Annotated in this window: 18 protein-coding genes; 8 read left to right on the top strand and 10 right to left on the bottom strand. The window is 66.1% G+C overall.

All coding sequences use genetic code 11. The features are described from left to right. Nucleotides 1-33 precede the first annotated feature (33 nt). The 3 genes from ACPDIX_RS09160 to ACPDIX_RS09150 form a co-directional block, all read right to left on the bottom strand. Complete coding sequence (locus tag ACPDIX_RS09160) at nt 34-1,185, bottom strand: DegT/DnrJ/EryC1/StrS family aminotransferase (RefSeq protein ID WP_423431485.1); 1,152 nt, start codon at nt 1,183-1,185, stop codon at nt 34-36. A 143-nt stretch (nt 1,186-1,328) separates the two neighbouring features. Next, nucleotides 1,329-2,417 carry a Gfo/Idh/MocA family protein gene (locus ACPDIX_RS09155; RefSeq protein ID WP_423431484.1) on the bottom strand — a complete coding sequence of 363 codons (1,089 nt, stop codon included), beginning with the start codon at nt 2,415-2,417 and terminating at the stop codon, nt 1,329-1,331. Between the two features lie 37 nt (nt 2,418-2,454). After that, nucleotides 2,455-3,207, bottom strand: coding sequence for a sugar transferase (locus tag ACPDIX_RS09150; RefSeq protein WP_423431483.1), 753 nt, complete (start codon nt 3,205-3,207; stop codon nt 2,455-2,457). A 1,109-nt stretch (nt 3,208-4,316) separates the two neighbouring features. Here ACPDIX_RS09150 and ACPDIX_RS09145 point away from each other — a divergent pair. Both ACPDIX_RS09145 and ACPDIX_RS09140 read left to right on the top strand, forming a co-directional pair. Then, nucleotides 4,317-5,288 carry a KpsF/GutQ family sugar-phosphate isomerase gene (locus ACPDIX_RS09145; RefSeq protein ID WP_423431482.1) on the top strand — a complete coding sequence of 324 codons (972 nt, stop codon included), beginning with the start codon at nt 4,317-4,319 and terminating at the stop codon, nt 5,286-5,288. A 38-nt stretch (nt 5,289-5,326) separates the two neighbouring features. Next, nucleotides 5,327-6,130 carry a prolyl oligopeptidase family serine peptidase gene (locus tag ACPDIX_RS09140; RefSeq protein ID WP_423431481.1) on the top strand — a complete coding sequence of 268 codons (804 nt, stop codon included), beginning with the start codon at nt 5,327-5,329 and terminating at the stop codon, nt 6,128-6,130. Between the two features lie 34 nt (nt 6,131-6,164). On the opposite strand, the gene ACPDIX_RS09135 is transcribed toward ACPDIX_RS09140, so the two are convergent. Then, on the bottom strand, nt 6,165-7,283 hold the full coding sequence (locus ACPDIX_RS09135; RefSeq protein ID WP_423431480.1) for a redoxin domain-containing protein: 1,119 nt from the start codon (nt 7,281-7,283) through the stop codon (nt 6,165-6,167). A 190-nt stretch (nt 7,284-7,473) separates the two neighbouring features. Between ACPDIX_RS09135 and ACPDIX_RS09130 the strand changes: the two genes are divergently transcribed. Continuing rightward, entirely contained in the window at nt 7,474-8,880 is a 1,407-nt protein-coding gene (locus ACPDIX_RS09130) for an RtcB family protein (RefSeq protein WP_423431479.1), read from the top strand. Nucleotides 8,881-10,237: 1,357 nt separating this feature from the next. On the opposite strand, the gene ACPDIX_RS09125 is transcribed toward ACPDIX_RS09130, so the two are convergent. Next, complete coding sequence (locus tag ACPDIX_RS09125; protein WP_423431478.1) at nt 10,238-10,930, bottom strand: hypothetical protein; 693 nt, start codon at nt 10,928-10,930, stop codon at nt 10,238-10,240. Between the two features lie 490 nt (nt 10,931-11,420). Here ACPDIX_RS09125 and ACPDIX_RS09120 point away from each other — a divergent pair, with 490 nt between their 5' ends. Genes ACPDIX_RS09120 through ACPDIX_RS09110 form a run of 3 tightly spaced genes read left to right on the top strand, consistent with a single transcriptional unit; the run spans nt 11,421 to nt 13,763 of the window. After that, entirely contained in the window at nt 11,421-12,302 is an 882-nt protein-coding gene (locus ACPDIX_RS09120; RefSeq protein WP_423431477.1) for a transglutaminase family protein, read from the top strand. Between the two features lie 20 nt (nt 12,303-12,322). Continuing rightward, nucleotides 12,323-12,562, top strand: a complete 240-nt coding sequence (locus ACPDIX_RS09115; protein WP_423431476.1) for a hypothetical protein — start codon at nt 12,323-12,325, stop codon at nt 12,560-12,562. A 55-nt stretch (nt 12,563-12,617) separates the two neighbouring features. Next, entirely contained in the window at nt 12,618-13,763 is a 1,146-nt protein-coding gene (locus ACPDIX_RS09110; RefSeq protein ID WP_423431475.1) for a mannose-1-phosphate guanylyltransferase, read from the top strand. A gap of 103 nt (nt 13,764-13,866) precedes the next feature. Here the strand turns inward: ACPDIX_RS09110 and ACPDIX_RS09105 are convergent, their stop codons facing one another. The 4 genes from ACPDIX_RS09105 to ACPDIX_RS09090 form a co-directional block, all read right to left on the bottom strand. Further along, entirely contained in the window at nt 13,867-17,016 is a 3,150-nt protein-coding gene (locus ACPDIX_RS09105) for an efflux RND transporter permease subunit (protein WP_423431474.1), read from the bottom strand. A gap of 7 nt (nt 17,017-17,023) precedes the next feature. Further along, nucleotides 17,024-18,148, bottom strand: a complete 1,125-nt coding sequence (locus ACPDIX_RS09100) for an efflux RND transporter periplasmic adaptor subunit (RefSeq protein WP_423431473.1) — start codon at nt 18,146-18,148, stop codon at nt 17,024-17,026. Beyond that, nucleotides 18,145-18,819 (bottom strand): TetR/AcrR family transcriptional regulator, encoded by a 675-nt coding sequence (locus ACPDIX_RS09095; protein WP_423431472.1) that lies wholly within the window; start codon nt 18,817-18,819, stop codon nt 18,145-18,147. The genes ACPDIX_RS09100 and ACPDIX_RS09095 overlap by 4 nt, the downstream gene beginning before the upstream one ends. A gap of 257 nt (nt 18,820-19,076) precedes the next feature. Next, nucleotides 19,077-19,676 carry a redoxin domain-containing protein gene (locus ACPDIX_RS09090; protein WP_423431471.1) on the bottom strand — a complete coding sequence of 200 codons (600 nt, stop codon included), beginning with the start codon at nt 19,674-19,676 and terminating at the stop codon, nt 19,077-19,079. Nucleotides 19,677-19,909: 233 nt separating this feature from the next. Here ACPDIX_RS09090 and thiH point away from each other — a divergent pair, with 233 nt between their 5' ends. Then, nucleotides 19,910-21,217 carry a 2-iminoacetate synthase ThiH gene (gene thiH, locus ACPDIX_RS09085; RefSeq protein ID WP_423431470.1) on the top strand — a complete coding sequence of 436 codons (1,308 nt, stop codon included), beginning with the start codon at nt 19,910-19,912 and terminating at the stop codon, nt 21,215-21,217. Continuing rightward, the gene (locus tag ACPDIX_RS09080; protein ID WP_423431469.1) at nt 21,195-22,283 is read left to right on the top strand and encodes a tRNA dihydrouridine synthase; all 1,089 of its coding nucleotides are present in this window, start codon (nt 21,195-21,197) and stop codon (nt 22,281-22,283) included. The genes thiH and ACPDIX_RS09080 overlap by 23 nt, the downstream gene beginning before the upstream one ends. On the opposite strand, the gene ACPDIX_RS09075 is transcribed toward ACPDIX_RS09080, so the two are convergent. Next, the gene (locus tag ACPDIX_RS09075; RefSeq protein WP_423431468.1) at nt 22,280-22,579 is read right to left on the bottom strand and encodes a 4a-hydroxytetrahydrobiopterin dehydratase; all 300 of its coding nucleotides are present in this window, start codon (nt 22,577-22,579) and stop codon (nt 22,280-22,282) included. The genes ACPDIX_RS09080 and ACPDIX_RS09075 overlap by 4 nt on opposite strands. Nucleotides 22,580-22,621: the final 42 nt, after the last annotated feature.

The following is a 22,621-nucleotide window of genomic DNA, read 5'->3' as shown; positions in this document are numbered from 1 at the left end:
GGGGGGTCCGGCCGGGCGGGAACGGGCCGTTGTTCAGACTGCACAGGCATGAGTCTCGGACCGCAGCTCGGCCAGACAAGCCCGGAGTTCCCTGGCCACCAGTTCGACCTGGTCAGGGCGAAGTTCCGGGTACATCGGCAGGGAAAGGAACTCCCGTGCACACTGTTCGGCCACGGGAAAGCTGCCCTCGCCCAGGCCGAGGCATTCGTAGGCCTTCTGCCTGTGGATGGGGACCGGGTAATGGATCCCGCAGGCGATCCCCCGGCGATTCAAGCGGTTGAGGACCTCGTCCCGTTTCGGCACCCGAACGGCGTACACGTGGTAGACATGGGTGCGCTCCGGGGCTTCCACGGGCAGAACCACGTCTTCCAAGCCGGCCAGGAGGCTGGCGTACCGGCGGGCGTGGGCTCGGCGGGCCTCGTTGGCGGCGTCCAATCTCCGCAGCTTGATCTGGAGCACGGCGCCCTGGATGCCGTCCATGCGGGCGTTCCATCCGATGTGGTCGTGATGGTACTTGCGGGCCTGGCCGTGGTCGCGGAGGCAGCGGATGCGTGAGGCCAGTTCGGCGTCGTCGGTCACCACGGCACCGGCTTCTCCAAAAGCCCCGAGGTTCTTGCCCGGGTAGAAACTGAAGCAGCCGGCCACGCCGAAGGTGCCGGCCCGGCGTCCCTTGTAGGTGGCGCCGTGGGCCTGGCAGGCGTCCTCGACCACGGGGATGCCATGCCGGCGCGCGATGTCCAGGATGGGATCCATGTCGGCCACCTGACCGAACAGGTGCACGGGCACGATGGCCCGGGTGCGAGGTGTGATGGCCCGTTCCAAGCGGGCGGGGTCCATGGTGTAAGTGACGGGATCAATGTCCACGAACACCGGCCGGGCGCCGCAAAACGAGACAGCCTCCGCCGTTGCCATGAAGCTGGCCGGGACGGTGATGACCTCGTCGCCGGGGCCGACCCCCAGGGCCAGGAGGCTCAGCCAGAGGGCGTCGGTCCCGCTGCCCACGCCGATGGCGTGCCGGCTGCCGCAGTAGGCGGCCCAGTCCTTTTCGAACGCCTCCACGAACGGCCCGCCCGCAAAGGCGTTGGTGTCCATGACCCGTTCGATGGCCCGGAGGACCTCGTCACGAATGGGTGCGTGATGTGCCTTCAGATCCAGGAAGGGCACTTTGACAGGTTGCGCATTCATGTTCAGGTCTTTGTTGTAGCTGGCCAGGGCGTCTGCGGAGCAGGTTCCGGGCCAGGGTTTCGGGCGGGATACAGGCCACGGTGCCCCTTGGAAGTGTGGTGCCGCGACGTCATCGATTTTCCGCCCGCCGCCCGGCGCGGCGGTCATGAGTGGGCCGTGGCGGCTGCCGGCACGGCGGATTCGGCCTCGAACAGGGTTTGTTTGGACCCGTTTCCGTTGACGTGCACGGGCACGCCTCCGTTTCGCAAGGATTGCGTGGCCAGTTCGAGGATCCGGACCACTTCGAGTCCTTCCCGGCCGGAGGTCAGCGGTTTCCGGCCGGTGCGGATGCACTCCACGAAATGCTGGCATTCCAGCTTGAGGGGTTCCTCCTGTTTCACGTACGGGACGTACATGTCGCCGTAGTGGTAGGAGTACTGGAACTCGGCGAAGGTGTCGTAGTGGGGTGGCACCTCCACGCGTGCGTCGTAGATCTTGATCTTCTCGTGCACCGCGACGTCGTCGTAGACGATCATGCGCCGCGTGCCGACGAAGGTCATTTCCCGCACCTTTTTGGGGTCCAACCAACTGCTGTGGACCATGGCGATGCGGTGGTTGTCGAAGGTGAGGTGCAGGCTGGTGACGTCCTCGATGCCCGGGGTGATGTGGGCGTTGCCCCAGCAGGAGACCGTGTGGGGCAGGCTGTCCATGATGTAGAGGATGATGGAAAGGTCGTGCGGGGCCAGGTCCCAGGTGACGTTGATGTCCTTCTGGAACAGGCCGAGGTTGAGCCGGCGCGCGGCGATGTAATGGAGGGGCCCGATGTCGCCGCGGCTGATGATCTCCTTGATCTTCCGGACCGCTGGGGAGAAGAGGAAGGTGTGCCCGACCATGAGGGTGAGGCCGCGGTCCTCGGCCAGTTGGACCAGTTCCTCGCATTCGGCCACGCTGGCGGCCATGGGCTTCTCGATGAAGGTGTGTTTGCCGGCCAGCAGACTGGCGCGGGCCATGCGATGATGGAACCGAACCGGCGTGGCGATGGCGATGGCGTCCAGGTCGGGGTCCCGGACGAGCTCGTCGTAGTTCTGGGTGGTTTGGACCTCCGGATAGAGCCTGCGCATGTGGGCCAGGCGTTCCGGGTTGAGGTCGCAGACCACCTTGAGCCGGCAATCGGGCAATTGCCGGAAGTTGCGGATGAGGTTGGGTCCCCAGTAACCGCAACCGACCACACCAACGGTCAAGGGCCTTGCCATGGTTCAGGGATCGGCGGAAGGTGGGAAAACTTTAGAATCAGGCGGCCTTGGCGGCCCCGTTCGCGGCGGGAACGGCCGGCCTCGCCGGGGATGACGAGGCCGGGGTGCGGACAGCGGCGCGGGTTTCGCGCACCTGCGCCGCCAAGGCCGAGAAGGTCTTTGCCATGATCCAGAGATCCAGCCACAGCGACTTGGTCCGCGCGTACTGGATGTCCAGCTCGATCATGCGGCGGAAAGTGGTGTGGTTCTTGCCGCTGACCTGCCACAAACCGGTCAAGCCGGGGACCGCCTCGCAACGCTGCCGGGCCCAGTCGTCGTACTGCTCGTATTCGTACGGCAGACAGGGCCGGGGCCCCACCAGGCTCATCTCGCCACGCAGGACGTTGATCAGCTGCGGCAGTTCATCGAGTCCCGTGGCCCGCAGGAAGGCGCCGCCCCGGATGAGCCGGGGATCGCCCTTCAAGTCGAGCTTGACCATCGGCGCGTCGCTCTTGAGCAGGGACTTCAGATGCTCCCGGTGACAGGAGGTGTCGGCGTTCACCCGCATGGTGCGGAATTTCAGGCACCAAAACCGTTGACCGCGGTACCCGATGCGTTCCTGTCGGAACAGCACGGGGCCGGGCGAGGTCAGTTTGATGTACGCGGCGATCGCCAGCCCCAGCGGCAGGGTCACCGGCAGACTCACCAGGATGCAGAAGAGGTCCAACAACCGCTTCCACACCGGCAAGGGCCCGGCACCTGCGCCGTCCCGGCTGATGCTCAGCGTCAAGGTTTGTGTTTGCTCCGGCATGTTGCTTGTCACTCCACTCCCGTTTCTCTTCCCGGGCCCCCGTGGCTTGCGCCCTTCCGCGATGGTGGCCGAAGACCGGTCGGTCACCCCCGCGGCATCCCGTTTCGACGGGAGCCCGTGTCCGCCTCTGGAAGGCCGCCGCTGCGGCCGGGACACCATTTGGCGAACACGACTCCTTCATACCACAGGCGCGCGTTCCGACAATCTGGGCGGTCTCCCAATCGTGGCCCTGGGGAATTCCTCGGCCGATCGGGTCTATTACGGATGCCCCGACGCCCTTTCCGATTCCGCCGGCGTACCGCACGAGAGGACAAAAAACGCGTAAAAGGCCCGAAAAATGCGGGCTTTTGCCGACTCCACCGGCCCCGGGCACCATCCCCGGGGACTCCCCGGGGGCCTGTCCGGATCCGCAGAATTCGACTTCCGGGTTTTTCTGGTCCCGAGCCCGCGGCACCGACCACGGCGTGTCAGCTACGCCAAGCAGCCCCTCAACGAAGCAGCGATTGCCGGATCGAAGGGGTGCCGCCCCCCCCTGCTGATTTCGCGGAGCGCCGAGGCGCGAAGTGCCGATGGCAAGGCTGGGAAGCCGTTGTGCGAAGCACTGGCGAGGCAGCAGACCCGTGCGCGCATCCGGCTGGCCTGACAAAGAGTCGTCCGATCGCGTGCTCCGGGGGGTCCATCCCAAGGCCGATCACACGGGTCTCGAGGACCGTCGGGGCACCCATCTCGCCCGGCTGCCGCGCTTCCGGAGCGGGGCGGGGGGGCCCCTGGTGCAGACGTGGTTCAAGGGGAACGCGGGTGAGTCTCCGGCGTCCGGTCTCCATCGCCTCTGCGGCTCCGCGGTTTGTTCGAACGGAGGTCTGAACGCGGCCGGTGATCACATGGGCCTGGCCATCCACAGCCGTGCCGCGCCGGTGGATGTCTTTTCGGGTCTTCTCTGGTTTCGGGCGCCAGCGGAGCGGTGCCTTCCGGCAACGTGAGTCGGGCGCACAACCGGGGAGCGGCCTCCGGGCGGGCAATGGTCCCGGGCGGTCGGGCGGATGGGAGCGTGCACGTGGACCGACGCGCGCATTGCCAGGGGCCCGATCTCTCTGGCAAGCTGCCCTGCCGTGAGTCACCTGGCCCTTGCGCGGAAGGTGTTCGATGTGGAGCTGGCCGGCTTGCGAGCGGTGCGCCGGCAACTCGACGCCGCTTTCGATCGTGCCGTGGAGACGCTGGTGTCGGCGCTGCGGAAACGCGGCAAGATCGTCGTCACTGGTGTCGGAAAATCCGGCAACATCGGTCACAAGATCGCCGCCACGTTCACCAGCACGGGCGCGCCTGCGGTGGTGCTGAACAGCGTGGACGCGCTGCACGGGGATCTGGGGATCGTGGCCGATGGCGACGTGGTGCTGGCGCTGAGTTACTCGGGCGAATCGGATGAGCTGGTGAATCTGCTGCCTGCCCTGCGGCGGTTTGCGGTGGCGCTGATCAGTCTGACCGGCAATCCCCGGTCCACGCTGGCCCGGCACAGTGACGTGGTGTTGAACGTTCGGGTGCCCCGGGAGGCCTGTCCGTTCAATCTGGCCCCCACGACGAGCACCACGGCGATGCTGGTGTTGGGCGACGCGCTGGCCATGGCGGTGCTGCACGCCCGGGGGTTCAAGCGGAGTGATTATGCAAGGCTGCATCCTGCCGGTGCCATCGGCCGGGCGATGCTCCTGCGCGTGGCCGACATCATGCGGACCGGCGAACGGCATGCGGTGGCGCCGGAGCACCTCTCGGTTCGGGACGGATTGCTGCTGATGACCCGTGCCAAGTCCGGCTGCCTCAGCATCGTCAACGCGCGGGGCAAACTCGTCGGGGTGTTTACCGATGGCGATTTTCGGCGGCGCATACCCGAGGATGATCATCTTCTGACGCGTCCCTTGCGCGAGGTCATGACGCGCAACCCGGTGTGCATCCGGCAGGACGCCCTGGCAGCCGAGGCACTGAAGGTTTTCGATCAGCGCAACATTGACGACCTGATCGTGGTGAATCACAAGCGCGAACCGGTGGGCCTGGTGGATTCCCAGGACCTGCCCAAGCTCAAACTCATGTAGGTGGAGGACCCGCAACCACAGTTCCGACCATGCCCCACATGCGCAGTCTTGGCCCGTTGTCCGGCATCGTCACCGTCCTGGGGATGGTCCCCGGGTGGTTTTTTGCGGATGCGTCCAGTGTGGCCGGGGAGGATCCGCCGGGTCCGTTCCGATCGTGCGAGTTCGAGGCCCGGGTGGTGCAGCAGGTTCGATTGCGTTACCTGCTCCACCTGCCGGAGGGTGCGCAGGAACGGGCGGAGGGATCGGGTCGCCTGCCGTTGGTGCTGTTCCTGCACGGTGCGGGTGAACGGGGGGAAGACCTCGCCCGTGTGACGGTGCACGGACCGCCGGCGCTGGTCCGGCGGGGGACCCGTTTTCCGTTCATTCTGGTCGCACCGCAATGTCCGGAAGGTCGCGTATGGGATCCGGTGGCGCTGACCGCGTTGTTGGAGGATTGCGTGCGCCGGCTGCCGGTGGACCCGGAGCGGGTCTATGTGACGGGGCTCAGCATGGGTGGATACGGCACGTGGAAACTGGGGCTGCTGCATCCGGAACGGTTCGCGGCCATTGTGCCCATCTGCGGCGGAGGCGAATGGATTGACGTGCGCCTGGCCGGACGGGAAAAGCTCGAGTCGTTGCGGGACCTGGCCGTGTGGGCGTTTCACGGCGCCAGGGACGAGGTGGTGCCCCTGAGCGAATCCGAGCGGATGGTGAAGGCGCTGAAGGAACTGGGGGTGAAAGAGGTTCGGTTGACCGTTTATCCCGAGGCCGGCCACGACTCGTGGACGGCGACCTACGAACAGACGGAGTTGTACGGGTGGTTGCTGCGACACCGCCGGCCCGGGGCGGTCTGGCCCCGGTGAGGCGGGTGTTGACGGGGCCGGCCGCCGCCCTGCCCTACCACGGTTTCCGCTCGTTCAGCGACCGGACGATCGTGCGCCGGAGGGCGAGGAAATCCACGCTGCCGGTTTCCCGCCAGATCACCCGGCCCTCCGGATCGATGAGGACCGTGTAGGGCACCACCCCCTGCCACGTGGGATCGAAGGCATCGATGAGCGGTTCGCGCTGCGCGCTGCCGAACAGGAGGTTGCGGCACGAGGCCTGTTGCCGCCGGAGAAACTCGTGCACCCGCTCGCGCTCGTCGGGTCGGTTCAGCGAGACGGTGACCAGATCGAACTCCCTGTGCCGGTACATGCGCCAGGTGGTGACGAACTCGCCGAACTCGGCCACACACGGCGCGCACCAGGTGGCCCAGAAGGTGACGAGCCGGAACTTTCCCGTGCGCTCGTTGAGGCGCAAGGCGCGCAAGCCGGCCTCGTCCACCAGTTCGAGGTCCACGGGTTCCCGGGCCAACCTTTCCAGAAATGCGCGGTTCTGCGGGATCTTGTCGGACCACTTGATCGAGCAACCCACTACCTTGGTCTGCTTGACCTCCGGGTCGCGTCCGGCCAGGAGGGCGTCGAGCGCTTCGCGCAACCAGTGGCGCCGGACATGTTCCACCCGTTCGGAATCGTCCACGGCGCCCACGTACCGGAGCCGCCGTTGGTCGTCGAAGACAAACACATGCGGCGTGGCCACAGGACCGTAGGCGCGGGAGACGTCTTCCGCGTCGCCGGCGTACAGGTAGGGATAATTGAACTGGCGTTCCCGGGCCCGGAGCTTCATCTCGGCAAACGAATCGCCCATGTCGCTCCAACCGAGCTCGTCCAGGCGGACCGCCTCGGGCACGTTGGGGCTGATGGCCACCAGGGCCACTCCTTTCGGGCGGTAATCCTCGACGATCTGTTTCAGGCGCGGTTCGTAGTACTGGGCGGTGGGACAGTGATTGCAGGTGAAGACCACGACCAGGATCCGCGCGCCGTCGAAGTCTTTCAATGCCCACCGGCGTCCGTCCACGCCCGGCAGATCGAACTCCGGCGCCCGCGCCCCCAACGGCAGTGTGCGGACCTCCGCCGCCGTCGCCGCACCCATGTACAAGGCCAGGCCCAACATGCCGAGGAGCGTCCACCGGTTCATGCGGCGATTCTACGCGGGCTTGGCGCGGCCGCGCAAGCAGGGCCTGTCCAAGCCGTGTCGGGGAACCGCGCCCGGGCGCCCGCGGAGGGCGTCGGAGGCCTTTCCAACCGGCCGCGCGGCGGTTACCTTGAACGGACCGGTCCCGGTTGGGTGGCCCGGATCGGAAACCATGCATCGAACTCAACGACCCATGGCAGTCACGGAAGCCGAACTGCGTGCGATGGGCGTGCCCGAGGGCGAAGCCCTCCGGCAGGCACGGGCATTGGTCGAGCATTGGGAGACGGCCGGGAAGGATCCCGAACAAATTCGATCCGACCTCGCCGCCGTAGTGGCGGATCCCGAACCTTTCCGTGGCGATCCCGAGCGGGGACCCCTGGCCCGGGCGCTTCTGGCCGCCCCCACCCTGCCCCTGCCCAACAGCGGCGGCGCGCCCTGGCGGCAATGGGGCGACAAGCTCGACGCAGAAGCGGTTCAACAGATGGAACGGGCCTGTCGGCTGCCTGTTGCGCTGGCCGGGGCACTGATGCCGGATGCACACGTCGGTTACGGCCTCCCCATCGGCGGGGTGCTGGCCACCGACAATGCGGTGATTCCTTTCGGCGTGGGCGTGGACATCGCCTGCCGCATGAAACTGAGCGTGTTGGATCTGCCGCTGGAAGATCTCGAGCGCCGCAAGGACCGCCTCATCCGCGCCATCGAGAACGAAACCCGGTTCGGCGTCGGCGCGACCTTCCAGCACCGTCGCGATCATCCGGTCATGGACGAGGACTGGTCGGTCAGCCCGGTCACGCGACAGTACAAGGACCGGGCCTGGGCGCAGCTCGGCACCAGCGGCAGCGGCAATCACTTCGTGGAGTTCGGTGTGCTGACGTTGCACGAACCGCTGCGAGGTCTGCCGCCGGGTCAATACGTGGCGCTGCTGAGTCACAGCGGCAGCCGCGGCACCGGCGCGGCTGTCTGCGATTATTACAGCCGGCTGGCCCAGGCCAGGCATCCCAAGTTGCCGCGTGAACTGCGGCATCTGGCCTGGCTGGATCTCGACACTGCCGAGGGTCAGGAATACTGGGCGGCCATGGAGCTGATGGGCAAATACGCCGCCGCCAATCATGCCTGCATCCACCGGCACATCGCGCGGAACCTCGGCGTGCCCATCCTGCTGGAGCTGGAAAACCACCACAATTTTGCCTGGAAAGAACGCCACCGCATCGGGGGCCGGGAACGCGAGGTCATCGTGCACCGCAAGGGGGCCACGCCCGCCGGGCGCGGCGTGCTGGGCATCATTCCCGGATCCATGGCTTCGCCGGCATTCGTCGTCCGCGGCAAGGGGAATCCGGCCTCGCTGTTTTCCGCCGCCCACGGGGCCGGCCGCGTCATGAGCCGCACGGCGGCAATGAAGAGGTTCAATTGGAAAGAGGTGCAGCGGTATCTGAAGGAACGCGGCATCACCCTCATCTCGGCCGGTCTGGACGAGGTGCCGATGGTTTACAAGGACATCCGCGAGGTGATGGCTGCGCAGTCCGATCTGGTGGAGATCGTGGCGCAGTTCGATCCGCGCCTGGTCAAGATGGCCCCGCACGGTGAGCGGCCGGAGGATTGAGGGGTCGTCTCCGACCGCCCGGGTGCACCACGGAGACACGGAGTTCAACACAAAGACACCGAGAGGATTTTTACCAGAAACCACGGAGGCACAGAGAACACAGAGATCTTCACAGAGGAGAAACAAGATGTCTCAAGAAACCAATACTGCTGGGCCGGGCAAGCAACCGGCTGGCACAAGAGACTGGCAATACCAAACATGCCAAGAACACCCACACGCGCCCCGCATGAAATGCCCTTTAAGGTGATGGAGCGCATGGTCCACCTGTAACATCCAGACTGCGTCTCTGTGCTACTCCTCTGTCTCCTCCGTGCCTCCGTGGTTGAACAAGAGGTGTTTCCTTCTCCCGGCCTGGGTGGTTACAGGACAAGAGACGCCCCGGCCGCGGTCCCGGCAAGGTTCCTCCTCCGGGGCTCCCGGGTGCGTCCGGGAGCCGTGATGGAGCACCGAGACACGGAGTTCACCACGGAGACACTGTGAGGATCTCAAAGATAAACCACAGAGGCACCGAGAACACAGAGACTGGCACAGAGAAAAAAGGAGAGTGTTCCCACACAACTGACGTTGCCAATGGTTACCCGCCGGCCCGAACAGCCGAATCGCCACACAGGATAACAACCAACTTTAACGGACACAGCTCGATGCCAATGGGCAACATGATCATGTAAAAGGAAAAGAAAAATCCCTGGGTTTCTCCTCTGTCTCCTCCGTGCCTCCTTGGTTGAACAAAAGGTGTTTCCTTCTCCCGGCCTAGGTGGTTACAGGACAAGGCAGGTCCCGACCGCGGTCCCCGCACGGTTCCGCCTCCGGGTCTCTTGGGTACGTCCGGGAGCCGTGCTGGACCACGGAGACACGGAGTTCACCACGGAGACACCGAGAGGATCTTTACCATAAACCACAGAGACACGGAGAGCACAGAGAGCATCACAGAAGAGAAACAAGAGGTCACAAGAAACCCATACCGTCGGGCCGGGCAAGCAACCGGTCGGCACAAGAGACTGGCAATGCCGCCCACGCTAAGAACACCCACACACGCCCCGCATGAAATGCCCTTTAAGATGATGGAGCGCATGCTCAACCTGTAACATCCAGACAGTGTCTCTGTGCTTTGCCTCTGTGCCCTCCGGGCCTCCGTGGTTGAAAAGAAGGTGTTTCCTTCTCCCGGCCTCCATGGTTACGGGAAAGGCAGGTCCCGGCCGCGGTCCCCGCACGGTTCCGCCTCCGGGGCTCCGCGATTTGCTCCGGGGCTCTGCGGTGGCAGCGTCGGTTGCCGTGCGTGAGTGAAAGCAAAAAGGGCGCGGTTCGAACCGCGCCCCGCTCACCAGAGCCAGGAGAGCAACTGGGAGGAACTTTTAAATCAACGCAGGGACCGTCGCCCGCGCATCAGCAGGAACAACAGCCCACCGCCCAGGCCCAAGGCCAGAACGTTGGGTTCCGGAACCACGGCCTGTACCCGGGCAGCAAAATCCATCGGGATGCCCCACTGATTGGTCTTGAGCAACCAGCCGGGGTTCAGCGGGTCGTTTTCCCAATAGCTGGTGTAGCTGTTGCCCACGGTGGGCGGGCTGTAGACGTCCAGACCGGCGCTCTCGCCTGCGTTGGGGTCCACGTTGAGGAACTGGACCGACCACGTAAAGGAGTCCGGAACGATGACCGGGTTGCCCCCGTTGCCGGCCAGCAACGTGGCATAATCCAAGACGATGGTCTGCCGGGCTGTCTCCACGATGCTGAAGGGTCCGCTGTCGTAGAGGATCGTGCCAGGAGCAATGAAAGCGTTGTGACTGCTGTAGTAAGCGTCGTTGGCGTAGAAACGGACGCGGATCTGCTCGTCACCGGAGAAGTTCTGGCCCCAATACTGGAAGCGGAATTGCGAGATCATCCGCTCGGGTCCCGGTGCCAGAATGATCTCGTCACCCACCTCTGCGCCGCCGGGGTTGAAGCGGATCAACTGGTCGTTGGAGGAGTTGTCGTACACCAACGTCTGGGCAGTGGCCATCATGCCGAAACCACCCACAATCGCAGCGGTGAGTAAAACCTTTGCGCTATTCATCGTTCAAACTCCTGGCTCAGACGTTCTAGACTCCTTCTGCAGTTCGACGCCAGATTATGTCGCAAGCGGCCAGCTGTCAACGGTTTTTGCAAAAAATTTTTCGGTGCCGCGAACCGGGCCTGAAGACCTGCCTGATGGGACGTACCGAGCAGGGATTCCGCCCTGCTCTACGGTGAGTTCTCGCGTCCGACCCGCCGCCCTGCCGAGGCGGGCTGGCGGGCCGTCCCATATGCCCGCGTGCCCGGCGGCAGCCCCACAGGGTCGAGCCCCGGCCCAGTGGGGGATGCTGGGATTCTCTTCCGGCCGGCTTTTCCCCACAGGAGGCTCGCGGTGGGGTGTGGATTGGGGAAACCGATCCCGGCCACTTCGGTCGCCCCGGGCGGCAACAGGTCGGTCAGAGAGGCTCGGGACCGGATGTGCCGGCGGTTCCGGCCACGGATGATTTGCGGCATTGAAGGCCGGGCGGGCGTCTGGTTGAATACGGGGCGCGATGAAGCTGACGCGACCCAGTGCCGTCCCGGAGCCGTGGACGGAGCGCCGCCAGGCGGCCTTGCTGACGCTGCTGGCTGACGAAGATCCCGCGGTATTCGAAGCGGTGCGCGCCCATCTGCTCAGCCGGGGGCATTCGGCCGCGTCCTGGCTGCGTCAACATCTGATTCATCCGGACGCGCTTCTGCGGCGCCGCGTCAGGTCCATCCTGCTGGAGATCGAGCGGCGGAACGCAGACGACCAGTTTCTTCAGTTCTGTCTTCGGAGTCCGGAACACCTGGACCTCGAACTGGGTCTGATTCTGCTGGCCCGGACCCGTGACCCGGAGATCAACCCGGAGGGTTACCAGGCATTGCTGGACAGCTACACGGCGACTCTCCGGGAGCGGATCAAGCCGCGCAGTCACGCCCGCACCCGGATCCACGTGATCAACTCCTTTTTTTACAACGACCTGGGGATCTTCCCGACGGACGATTTTGCGCTCAAACCGGAGACGACCTACCTGGACGAGGTGCTGGCCAAGGGTCTGGCCAGCACGGTGGCGGCGGGGGTGTTGTACCTGGTCCTGGGGCGGCGGCTGGGCCTGCCGCTGACGGGGATTCATTTGCCGGGGCTGTTTTTCTGCCGTTACCAGACCTCGACGGCCGAGATTTTCATCCAGGCGTCTCATGAAGGGGCGCTCATGAGCCGGGCGACGGCGCTGCGTTACGTGCGCGAATCGCTCCCGGACGCCACGGAAGCCGATCTCAGGCCGGCCAGTGCCCGCCAGTTGCTGGCTGCGGTGTGCGCGCAGCTTTATGCCGCGCACTCCAGTGCCGGCCAGAAGGAGGAGGCCGCGCGGGTGCGCCGCTATCAGCTGGCGCTGGAACGTGAGCGTGGCTGAGCAAACCGCCAGAGGCCGCCGTGCCACGACACCGATCCAGACATCGCCCCCGATTTGGCCGGCTGTTGCTCGGCCGGCGTCATCTGCCTCCGGAAGAGAAGGAGCGAAGGCGGTTCTATCTGCTGCCCGGCATGGGCGGGCGCGCTTATTTCCGCAAACAGCGGCGGATCCGCATGGCGGCGATCGGGGTGGGTTTGGTGGTCTCGGCCTTTGTGGCCTTTTTGCTCTGGTTGCTGAACAGCCGGCCCTTCCCGCGCTGAAGGCCGTTGACCCCGCCTTGACATCAACCGGGGTTGCACGCTCCATGCTCGACCCATGACGCAGGGAACGGCAGCAAGCCAGAGCGATCGCTTTTACGTGGTGTTGATGGCCGGGGGGCGTGGCGAAAGGTTCTGGCCCCTGAGCCGGGGTGACACGCCGAAGCACCTGTTGCCGCTGTGGAACGGGCGTTCGCTGTTGCAACTGGCGGTGGAGCGGGTGGCGCCGGTCGTGCCGCGGGAGCGCATCCTGGTCATCACCACGGTGGGCCAGGCGCCGAAAGTGCGCCGGCAACTGGGCGATCTGCCGGCGGGGAACGTGATTGTGGAGCCGGTCGGGCGCGACACCTGTGCCGCGGTGACGCTGGGAGCCGCCCTGGTGGGGGCACGCTGTCCCGATGCGGTGATGGCCATGCTGCCGGCCGACCACATCATTCACGACGTGCAGGCGTTCGGCACCGTGCTTCGGGACGCACTTTTGTTGGCCGCCCGCGAGCCGGTGATCGTGACGCTGGGCGTTCCGCCAACCGAACCGGCCACGGGTTACGGATACATCCGCTTGGGTGAAACCCGGACGACCGGCCCGGCCGACCTGCCCGGGGGAACGCGGTTTTACAACGCAGAGGCGTTCGTGGAAAAGCCCTCGTTGGAGCGGGCGCGGGAGTACCTGCAGAGCGGGCGGTACCGGTGGAACGCGGGCATGTTCATCTGGAGTTACGCGACCCTGTTGGAGGGATTGCGGGAGCATCAACCCCGGATGCACGAGACCGCCCTTCGCTGGGTGGAGACGGCCCGCACGCGGCCGAGCCGGCTCCGTGAGGTGCTGGTCCGTGAGTATCCGGAATTGCCGCGCATTTCGATTGACTACGCCCTTATGGAGAAGGCCCGGAACGTGGTGGTGGCCGATGCCACGTTCGACTGGGACGATGTGGGGTCGTGGACGGCCCTGGCACGGCATCTGCCGGCCGGCGAGAACGGCAACGTGTTCGAAGCCGAGGCGGTGGCGGTGGACAGCTCGGGAAACCTCGTCTACGACGCGCGGAGCCGGGGTACCCGGACACCGGTGGCCCTGGTGGGCGTGCAGGAGACGGTGGTGGTGCTGACCCGCGACGCCGTGCTGCTGGTCCACAAGTCTCAGGCGCAGAAGGTCCGGGAGCTGGTGCGCAAACTCGAGGAAGACCCGCGCTACCGCAAGTTGCTCTAGAGGGGTGGCGGTCCGGGACGGCCCGCCGGCCCCGTCCCGGGTGGCATTTGCGGGAGTTTCCGGGTGTGCCGCTCCGGCGTGGACGGAAGAGCCCGCAGGCCCTTCACTGCCGGGTAGGCTCGGCGGGTTGCAACGCCTCCGGGCCCACCGTCTCGGCCTCGACAAACTCGCGTCCCAGCGCACCGGGTTCCTCGCCCTTGTGCCGGCGCGCCAGCAACATGTAGAGGGACGGAATCACCAACAGGGTGAAGAGGGTCCCCAGCGCCATTCCGCTGACGATGACCAATCCGATGGAATTGCGCGCCGCCGCGCCCGGCCCGCTCACCAGCACGAGCGGGAAATGTCCCGCCACGGTGGCCACGCTGGTCATCAGCACCGGGCGCAGCCGGATCAGTGCGGCCTGTCGAATGGCCTGCAATTTGTCCAAGCCGGCCCGCTGCAGCTCGTTGGCGAACTCGACGATCAGGATCCCGTTTTTCGACACCAGCCCGACCAGGGTCACGAGCCCGACCTGCGAGTAGATGTTCAGGGTGGTGGTCCAACCGGAGGTGAAGAATGGCGTGTTGGGGTCGGGCATCTTCAGGAAGCAGAAGATCAGTGCGCCGAACATGGCAAGCGGGACCGATCCAAGGAGGATGATGAGCGGATCGCGGAAGCTGTTGAACTGGGCGGCCAGCACCAGGAAGATCAGCGTCAACGCCAGGGCGAACGAGGGGAGGAACCGGCTGCCTTCGACGCGCAACTGGCGGGACTCACCGGTGTAACCGATCTGGTAACCGGCCGGCAGGATCTTCGCGGCTTCCTCCTCCAGGAAGCGCAGGGCCTCATCCAATGGCCGGATGGCCACGCCGCTGAGTTTGACCGCGTTGAACTGCTGGAACCGATGCAGCGCCCGCGGCCGGGTGCGCGATTCCAGCCGGGCAAAGGTGCTCAGCGGCACGGGCCGGCCGTCCGGCCCCCGGACGTACGTGTGTTCGATCTGCTCCGGTGTCAGCCGTTCGACCCGCAATGCCTGGGGGATGACCTTGTAGCTGCGCCCCTGGAGGCTGAAACGATTCACGTAGTTTCCGCCCAGCAACGTGGCCAGGTCGGACCCCACCGATGCCAGGTCCAGCCCCATGGCGGACACCTGGTCGCGGTCCAGGACCAGTTCCACCTCCGGCTGGTCCAGTTTCGTGTCGAGGATGGGCGGGAAGGCGAACAACCCGCTGGCTGCCGCTCTGCGCTGCAGTTCCTCGGCAAACCGGAGGATCTCGTCCGGTTCGGCAGTGGAACCGATCACGAATTCGACCGGGAACGACCCTCCGCCCGGCAGGGGCGGCGGTGTCACCACCATGGTACGGATGCCGGGGATGCGGTTGACCGCCTGTTGCACCTCCGGCACGACCTCGAAGACCGTGCGTTCGCGCCGGGACCAGGGTTGGAGCACCAGCCCGCTGAACCCGTTGTCGCCAAAGGTGATTTGGAAGGTCTGCAGCGCCTCCGGCACCTTGAGCAACTCCTGATTCAGCAGCTCGGTGTAGAAGGTGGTCTGCTCCACGGTGGCATCGGCCGGCCCCTCCACGATGCCGAAGATCACGTTCTGGTCTTCGGGCGGGGCGAGCTCCTTGGGTGCCATCTGGTACATCGGGATGACCAGCAAACTCAGTCCCAGCCACAGGAGGTAAACCGCGGGCCGGGCCGACAAGGTGGCGTCGAGCACCCTCGCGTAACCGGCCCGGAGCCGGTCGAAGGCCCGGTTGACCCATCCGGCCAGCCCGCGCGCCTCGCGGTCCGGATCCAGCAGCCGCGCCGACATCACCGGCGACAACGTCAGCGCCACCACGCCGGAGATGAAGACCGCGCCGGCCAGGGTGAAGGCGAATTCGCGGAACAGGGCCCCGGTCAACCCGCCCTGGAATCCGATGGGGGCGTAGACGGCCGCCAGGGTGATGGTCATGGCGATGACCGGCCCCACCAGCTCCCGTGCGCCCAGCACGGCGGCGCGGAAGGGCGAAAGCCCCTCCCGCACGTGCCGTTCCACGTTCTCCACCACCACGATGGCGTCGTCCACCACCAGGCCCACCGACAACACGATGGCCAGCAAGGTCAGCAGATTCAGGGAGAATCCGAAGAGTTGCATCAGGAACACGGCACCGATCAGCGAGACGGGGATCGCCACCAACGGCACCAGCACCGAGCGCAGCGAGCCCAGGAACAGATAGATCACCACCGCCACGATCAGCAGCGTCTCACTCAACGTGCGCAGCACCTCCCGAATGGCGTTTTCGATGTATTGGGTGGCGTCGTAGGCGATGGCAGCCTCCAAGCCTGTGGGCAGGTCCTTTTGGATGGCTTCCACCTCGGCCCGGACCCGGCGGATGACGTCCAGCGTGTTGGCCGTGGGCAACACCCAGACACCCATGAAGACCGCCCGCCGGCCACTCATGCGCACCTCGCTGTCGTAGTCTTCGGCGCCCAGGACCACGTCAGCCACGTCCCTCAGCCGGACCAGCCGATCGCCGTTCCGCTGGATGACCAGGTTACGGAATTCCTCGGCCGACTGCAGATCGGTGTTGGCGGTCAGGTCCACCTGGACGAGCGCACCCTTGGTCCGACCGACGGCGGCCAGGAAATTGTTGGCCTGCAGGGCCCGGCGAACGTCCTCCGGTCCGAGCCCGTAGGCCGCCAGCCGATCGGGCTTCAACCAGATCCGCATGGCAAACGTGCGCCCGCCGAGGATGTCGGCGCGCTGGACCCCCTCGATGGCCGACAGCCGCGGTTGCACGACCCGGACCAGATAATCGGTGATCTGGTTGGCCTCCAGAATGTCCGAGGTGAAGCTCAGGTAGGCGGCGGCGATGGAACTTTCGGCGTTTTCGATGTTGATGACCGGGATTTCCGCCCCGGGCGGGAGATCGCCCCGCACCTGGTTGACCCGCGAGCTGATCTCCGCCAGGGCCTTGTTCGGATCGTAGTTGAGCTTGAGTCGAACCGTGATGGTCGAGACCCCCTGGCGGCTGACCGATTCGATGTAGTCAATGCCGTCGGCGGCGGCGATGGCCCGTTCCAGCGGGGTGGTGACGAAACCCCGGACCAGTTCCGGGCTGGCTCCGACGTACACGGTGGTCACGGTGATGGCCGCGTTGTCGCTGCGCGGGTACTGCCGGACGGTCAGCGTGAAGATGGCCTGCAACCCGGCGATGACGATCACCAGGTTGACCACCAAAGCCAGGACGGGCCGCCGCAGGAAAATGTCGGTGATCGTCCTCATGGGTCTGTCAACCGTCGGCCGGCCGCGGGTTCAGGCTCGGTTCCGGCGTGGGGAAATCGGTCACCGTGACCCGCATGCCGTTGCGGAGGCGGAACACGCCGGCGCTGACCACCTTCTGGCCGGGCTGGAGTCCGGCGGTCACGCTGACGAAATCGCCGCGGCGTCGTCCCAGTTTCACGAACTGCTGGCGGACCATCAGGGCGTCCGGGGCGTCGTTGGTGGCCGGTTCCACCACGAACACCGAATCCCCGTACGGGGCGTGCAAGACCGCCGGGGCCGGCACGACCCGCACGGTGTCGGCCTCCGGCAACACGACCGTGGCCTGCACGTACATCCCCGGGCGCAGAGCGCCGTCCGGGTTGGGAACGGTGGCTTGCAACCGCAGGCTGCGTGTCACCGGGTCGAGGTCCGGGTCCATCGCCGTCAGCGCGCCCCGGAAGGTTCGCCCCGGATGGGCGTCGGTGGTCACTTCCACTGTCAGGCCGGGGCGGATCTGGGGAACGGCCTGCTGCGGCAGGGCGAATTCCACGTAAACGGGATCGAGCGCCTGCAGCGACACGATGGGGGCACCTGCCTGAAGGTACTGTCCCACGTGCACCTCCCGAATGCCGAGCCGGCCGGCGAACGGTGCGCACACGGTCTTTTTGGCGATGGTGGCGCGGATGGCCGCCACGCGCGCTTCCGCTTCCTTCCAAGCGGCCTCGGCCCCGTCCAGCTCGGCCTGAGAGACCGTATGCGCCTCGAAGAGCGCGCGGATGCGCTCTCGCTCGAGTCGTGCCAGTTCGGCCCGGGCTTCGGCTTCCCGCAGTTCGGCCTGCTCGGTGCTGATGTCCAAACGGACCAGGATGGCACCCTCCCCCACCTCCGCGCCGGGTTCGAAACAGATTTCGCGAATCACCCCGGGCAACTCGCTGGTGACCCGCACGCCGCGGACCGGCCGGACCGAACCCACCGCGGTCCACAACCGCGGCCAGCTTTCCTCCCGCACTTCGAACACGGCCACGGCCTCGGTGGGTGGCGGCAGGTTCCGCGCCTGTGCGATCAGGGTGCGGATCTGCAGCGCCTTGATCCCCGCCAACCCGGCCGTCACGGCCAATCCGATCAACAATGCCCAAAAGATTTGTCGTTTCATGATCCCTTCCGCGAGCGTTGCGATGCTGCCGCAGAGGCAGCGGGGCCGGACGCGCCGCGCTTGCGCCCTGGCCCGGCCCGGGCCCCTTCCAGGAACAGATCCGCCAGGCGCTCCGCCAGATGCGGACCGGGACGATCCTCGTCGAACCAGAGCGAGGCGGCCAGGAAGGTGTGGGCCAGGCCGAACAACGCGTGCGTCAGCTCCCGCGCCGTCAGGGCCCGGGTCAACTCACCCCTGCCCTGCGCCCCGGCCAGCGCCGCGCACACCAGGTCGAAATTCCGGCGGCACAATTCCCGGCAGTCGAATTTGGGCGGGGCATCTCCCGGGGCGGCGAACATCGTGCCCAGGGCCAGTTGCAGCCATTGCCGGTTTTCTGCAAACGAGTCGAACCAGGTTTTGAACACCGCCGTCAGACGGGTGCGGATGTCGCCGGCTGATCCGAGAGCGGCCTCCAACTGGCGGCGCCGGCTTTCGTGTGCCTCGGTCACCAGGGCACAAAAGAGGTCCGCCTTATCCCGGAAATGGTAGTACAGGGCCGGCTTGGAGACCCGCGCCGCGCGGGCGATGTCCTGAATGGCCGCGGCTGCGTATCCCCGTTCGGCAAAACACCGGAGTGCTGCCTGAAGGATCCGTTGCCGGGTCCGATTCCCTCCTGTCCGATCCGATTTCATTGAAAACTGACCGAACGGTAGGTCAGTCTCCGGGGCTGTCAAGTCACGGGCTTCAGGACCCCGCCGGGGGGAGGACCTCATGGCCGGCAGGGTCTGGCTGGGGATTCGGTTTCGGGTGCGATTCGAGACGTGGGGCTCCGTGGAGGGCCGGCTCCGCGCGTTCCGCAGGTGGTCTTTGGGAGGGGTCTCTCCGAAACGCGACGGCCGCGGGCGAGCCCGCGGCCGGTGGGAGACTGTTGCACAACCTTTCTGTGGGATCAGTCCGCGTACTTGACGCTGCAGCCGTAGGGCCGGGTCTGGGTCACTTCCGGTTTTTCACCGGCCAACAATTTGTTCACCACCTCGCGGACGTAGTTGCGGGCCTTGCGCGGGTCCCCACTGGACGAGGGCCGGTCGTCGACGGCGCCCTCGTAGACCAGCGTGCCGTCCTTGTCGATGACGAACATGTGCGGCGTGGTGCGCATGCCGTAGGCCTTGCCGATCGCACCGGAGCTGTCGTCCAGCCAGGCGGTGGCCTTGATGCCGAGCTCGTTCCATTCCTTTTGCGCGGCCTCGCGCGTGCGGTGGTTGGGATGGCCCGGGTGCACCGAGTTGACCACCAACCACACCACTCCCTTCCCGGTCAGTTCGGACTGCAGTTCCTGCATGGCGCCGGTTTTGTAATGGTTGCGCACGAAGGGGCAGTCGTAGTTGTACGATTCCAGCACGACGATCTTGCCCTTGTAATCGGACAAGCGATGCGTCTTGCCGGTGATGTCGGTGGCGGTGAAGTCGGGTGCCGGTTTGCCCACCTCGGCGGCGGCCAGGGCGGCCGCCACGCCGGCACCGAAGCACAGGGCTGTCAGGATTCGTTTCATGGCTTGGTTACTCCGCATCCAGGGTTGACGTTACGTCGGCAACAGTACCCCGCCGATCCGGGTTGTCAAATGAACCCGGTCCGGTTGTTTGAGCCGGCCGGGCACCGGATCGGGCGAGCCGGCGGACTTCGCGGAGTGTGCAGGGGCTGGATGCTGCGTCCGCCGTGCCCTGTCTGCGTGGCGACGCGGGCCGGGTCACTCGACAAAGCGCGCCGGTTTGATACGTTTCGGATGTGAGTTTTCTGGCCGAGTTTGAGACCCTGCCGTGGGAGAGCCTGCTGCGGCGCGCCCGGACGGCCTCCCGCGCCGCGGTGCGGGAGAGCATGGACCGTGGTTCGCTGACGTTGGCGGACTTTGCCCATTTGATTTCGCCCGCGGCCGGTGAATGTCTGGAGGAGCTGGCGCGTCGTTCGCACACGCTGACGGTGCGGAGGTTTGGCCGGGTCATCCGGTTGTTTGCCCCGCTCTACCTCTCCAACGAATGCGTCAACATCTGCCGGTACTGCGGTTTTTCACGGAACAATCCGATCCTGCGTGTCACGCTGACCTTGGAGGAGGTGCTGCAGGAGGCCCGTGCGCTCAAGGCCCAGGGGTTCCGGAACATCCTGTTGGTCGCGGGCGAGCATCCGCGGTTTGTTTCCCCGGCCTACCTGCGCGATTGCGTGGCAAGGGTTCATGGGGAGGTGCCTTCCGTTTCGCTCGAGGTCGGGCCGCTCACGGTTGAGGAATACCGTCCCCTGGTGGCTGCAGGGGCCGAAGGTTTGGTGGTTTACCAGGAGACCTACGACCGTGCCGTGTATGCCGAGATGCACGTGGCCGGCCCCAAGCGGGATTTTGCGTGGCGACTGGAAACGCCCGAACGCGCCTACGCCGCGGGATTCCGCCGGCTGGGCATCGGCGCCCTGTACGGGCTGGCCGACTGGCGGTTCGAGGCCCTGGCGGTGGCGGCGCATGCGGCCTACCTGCTGCGACATTGTTGGAAGGCGTTTCTGACCATCTCGCTGCCGCGGCTCCGCCCTTGTGCGGGCGAGTTCCAACCGCTGACCCACATGAGCGACCGTGAGCTGGTCCAACTGGTGTGCGCCTTCCGCCTCATGTTCCCTGACGTCGGGCTGGTCCTTTCCACGCGCGAGTCGCCGAAGCTGAGGGACGGGCTGATTCCGCTCGGCATCACACTGATGAGCGCCGGCAGTCACACCGAACCCGGCGGCTATACGGGCGCCGGGCGGGACCACGTGCATCAGACCGTCCGGGGACGCATCGTGGAGGCGGGGGCCAGCGAATGGGCCGCCTCCGGTACCCCCCCGGGCCCCGGCGCCACGGAGCAGTTCGCCATTGCCGACACGCGGTCGGCTGCCGAGGTGGCCCGTCGGATCGCCGCCCTGGGGTATGAACCTGTCTGGAAGGACTGGGACGCCGCCCTCGGGGGGCTGCCCGAATCGGAACCGGACGATGGAACGCCTGCCTCCACCACATCCACCCGGACCGCCCCCGGCACAGAAACTGCCGCCTGCAGTTGTGGTCGCGCCACCGGGTTCTGAAACCGTTCCGGAGGCCGATTTCGGCCGGCGCCGGGAGTTTCGTGCGCTGCTGCACGGGGACCGTCCCTGGCTGGGGCTGGCGCCCATGCAGGACGTAACCGATGCCCCTTTCTGGGGGCTGATCCAACGACGGGGCGGTGCGGACGTCTACTGGACCGAGTACACCCGCGTCCATGCCACCTCACGGCCGGAAAAGGCCGTGGTTCGTTCCATTTTAGAGAACCGGACGGGCCGGCCGGTCGTGGTCCAGATGATGGGTAACGACCCCGACGCCCTGGCCCGGACGGCGCGCGAACTGGAACGTCTCCCGGTGGCGGCGATCGAACTGAACCTCGGTTGCCCGGCCCCCGTGGTGTACCGGAAGTGCGCCGGGGGCGGCCTGTTGCAGGAGCCGGCCCTGTTGGATCGTGTCCTGGGCCGGCTCCGCGACACTGTCACCCTGCCGCTGAGTCTCAAAACCCGGATCGGGTTCGAGTCGGATGAGGCGTTCGACCGGCTTTTGGAACTCTATGCCCGTCACCGGCCCGACCTGGTCATTGTTCACGCGCGGACCGTGGTTCAGGGATACCGCCTGCCTGTCCGGTACGATCTCATTCGACGCGCGGTGGAACGTCTCGACTGCCCGGTTCTGGCCAACGGTCACATTTGCGAGGCCCACCAAGCCCTCGGGCTGCTGTGGGAGACCGGGGCCCGGGGTTGGATGATCGGCCGCGCCGCCATCCGGAACCCGTGGATCTTTCGGCAGATCCGGCAGGCACTGGCGGGAGAACCCATTGTCAAACCGACCGGACGCGATCTGCTCCGATACATCGAACAGCTTTGGGAAACCTACGCCACGCCGGGCTATCCGGAACGGCTTCAGACGCAGCGCCTCAAGTTGTTCACCAATTTCATCGGCGAAGGGCTGGGACCTGATTCGGATGCGTTCCTTTTCGAGATCCGACGCACCCAGACCCGGGCAGGGTTCTTCGAGGTCTGCCGGCGCTACCTGGATCACGACCGCCCCCTGGACCTCGTGCCGGTCGCAACGCCCGGAGCCCCGCAGGGAGTCCCGGCAGGGGGTTAAGCACCCCGGCTGCCCGGAGTGGCCAACCGGTCAATCCGGCGGGCCAGCTCGAGGTCCTTATCCGTGATTCCACCGGCATCGTGGGTGGTCAGCGAGAACGTCACACGATTCCAGCGGATCTGGATGTCCGGATGATGCTGCAGCCGCTCGGCCAACCGGCCCACGCGATTGACCAGCCGCAACGCATCCAAGAAATCCGCCCGTTCGAAGGTTCGTTCCAGACAACCCCGCCGCTTCCGCCAGCCCGGAAGGCTGCGTAGTGCCTGGCGCAACGTTTTGGCATCCAGTGGCTGCATGTGCCCAACCATGCCGCATGCCGGGGCGATTGCAACCCCCGG

Origin of the sequence: Limisphaera sp. 4302-co (genome assembly GCF_049537155.1) — a bacterium.
Taxonomy (GTDB): Bacteria; Verrucomicrobiota; Verrucomicrobiia; order Limisphaerales; family Limisphaeraceae; genus Limisphaera.
Note: the sequence above shows the minus strand (reverse complement) of the source record. Positions and strands in the feature narration are given on the sequence as shown.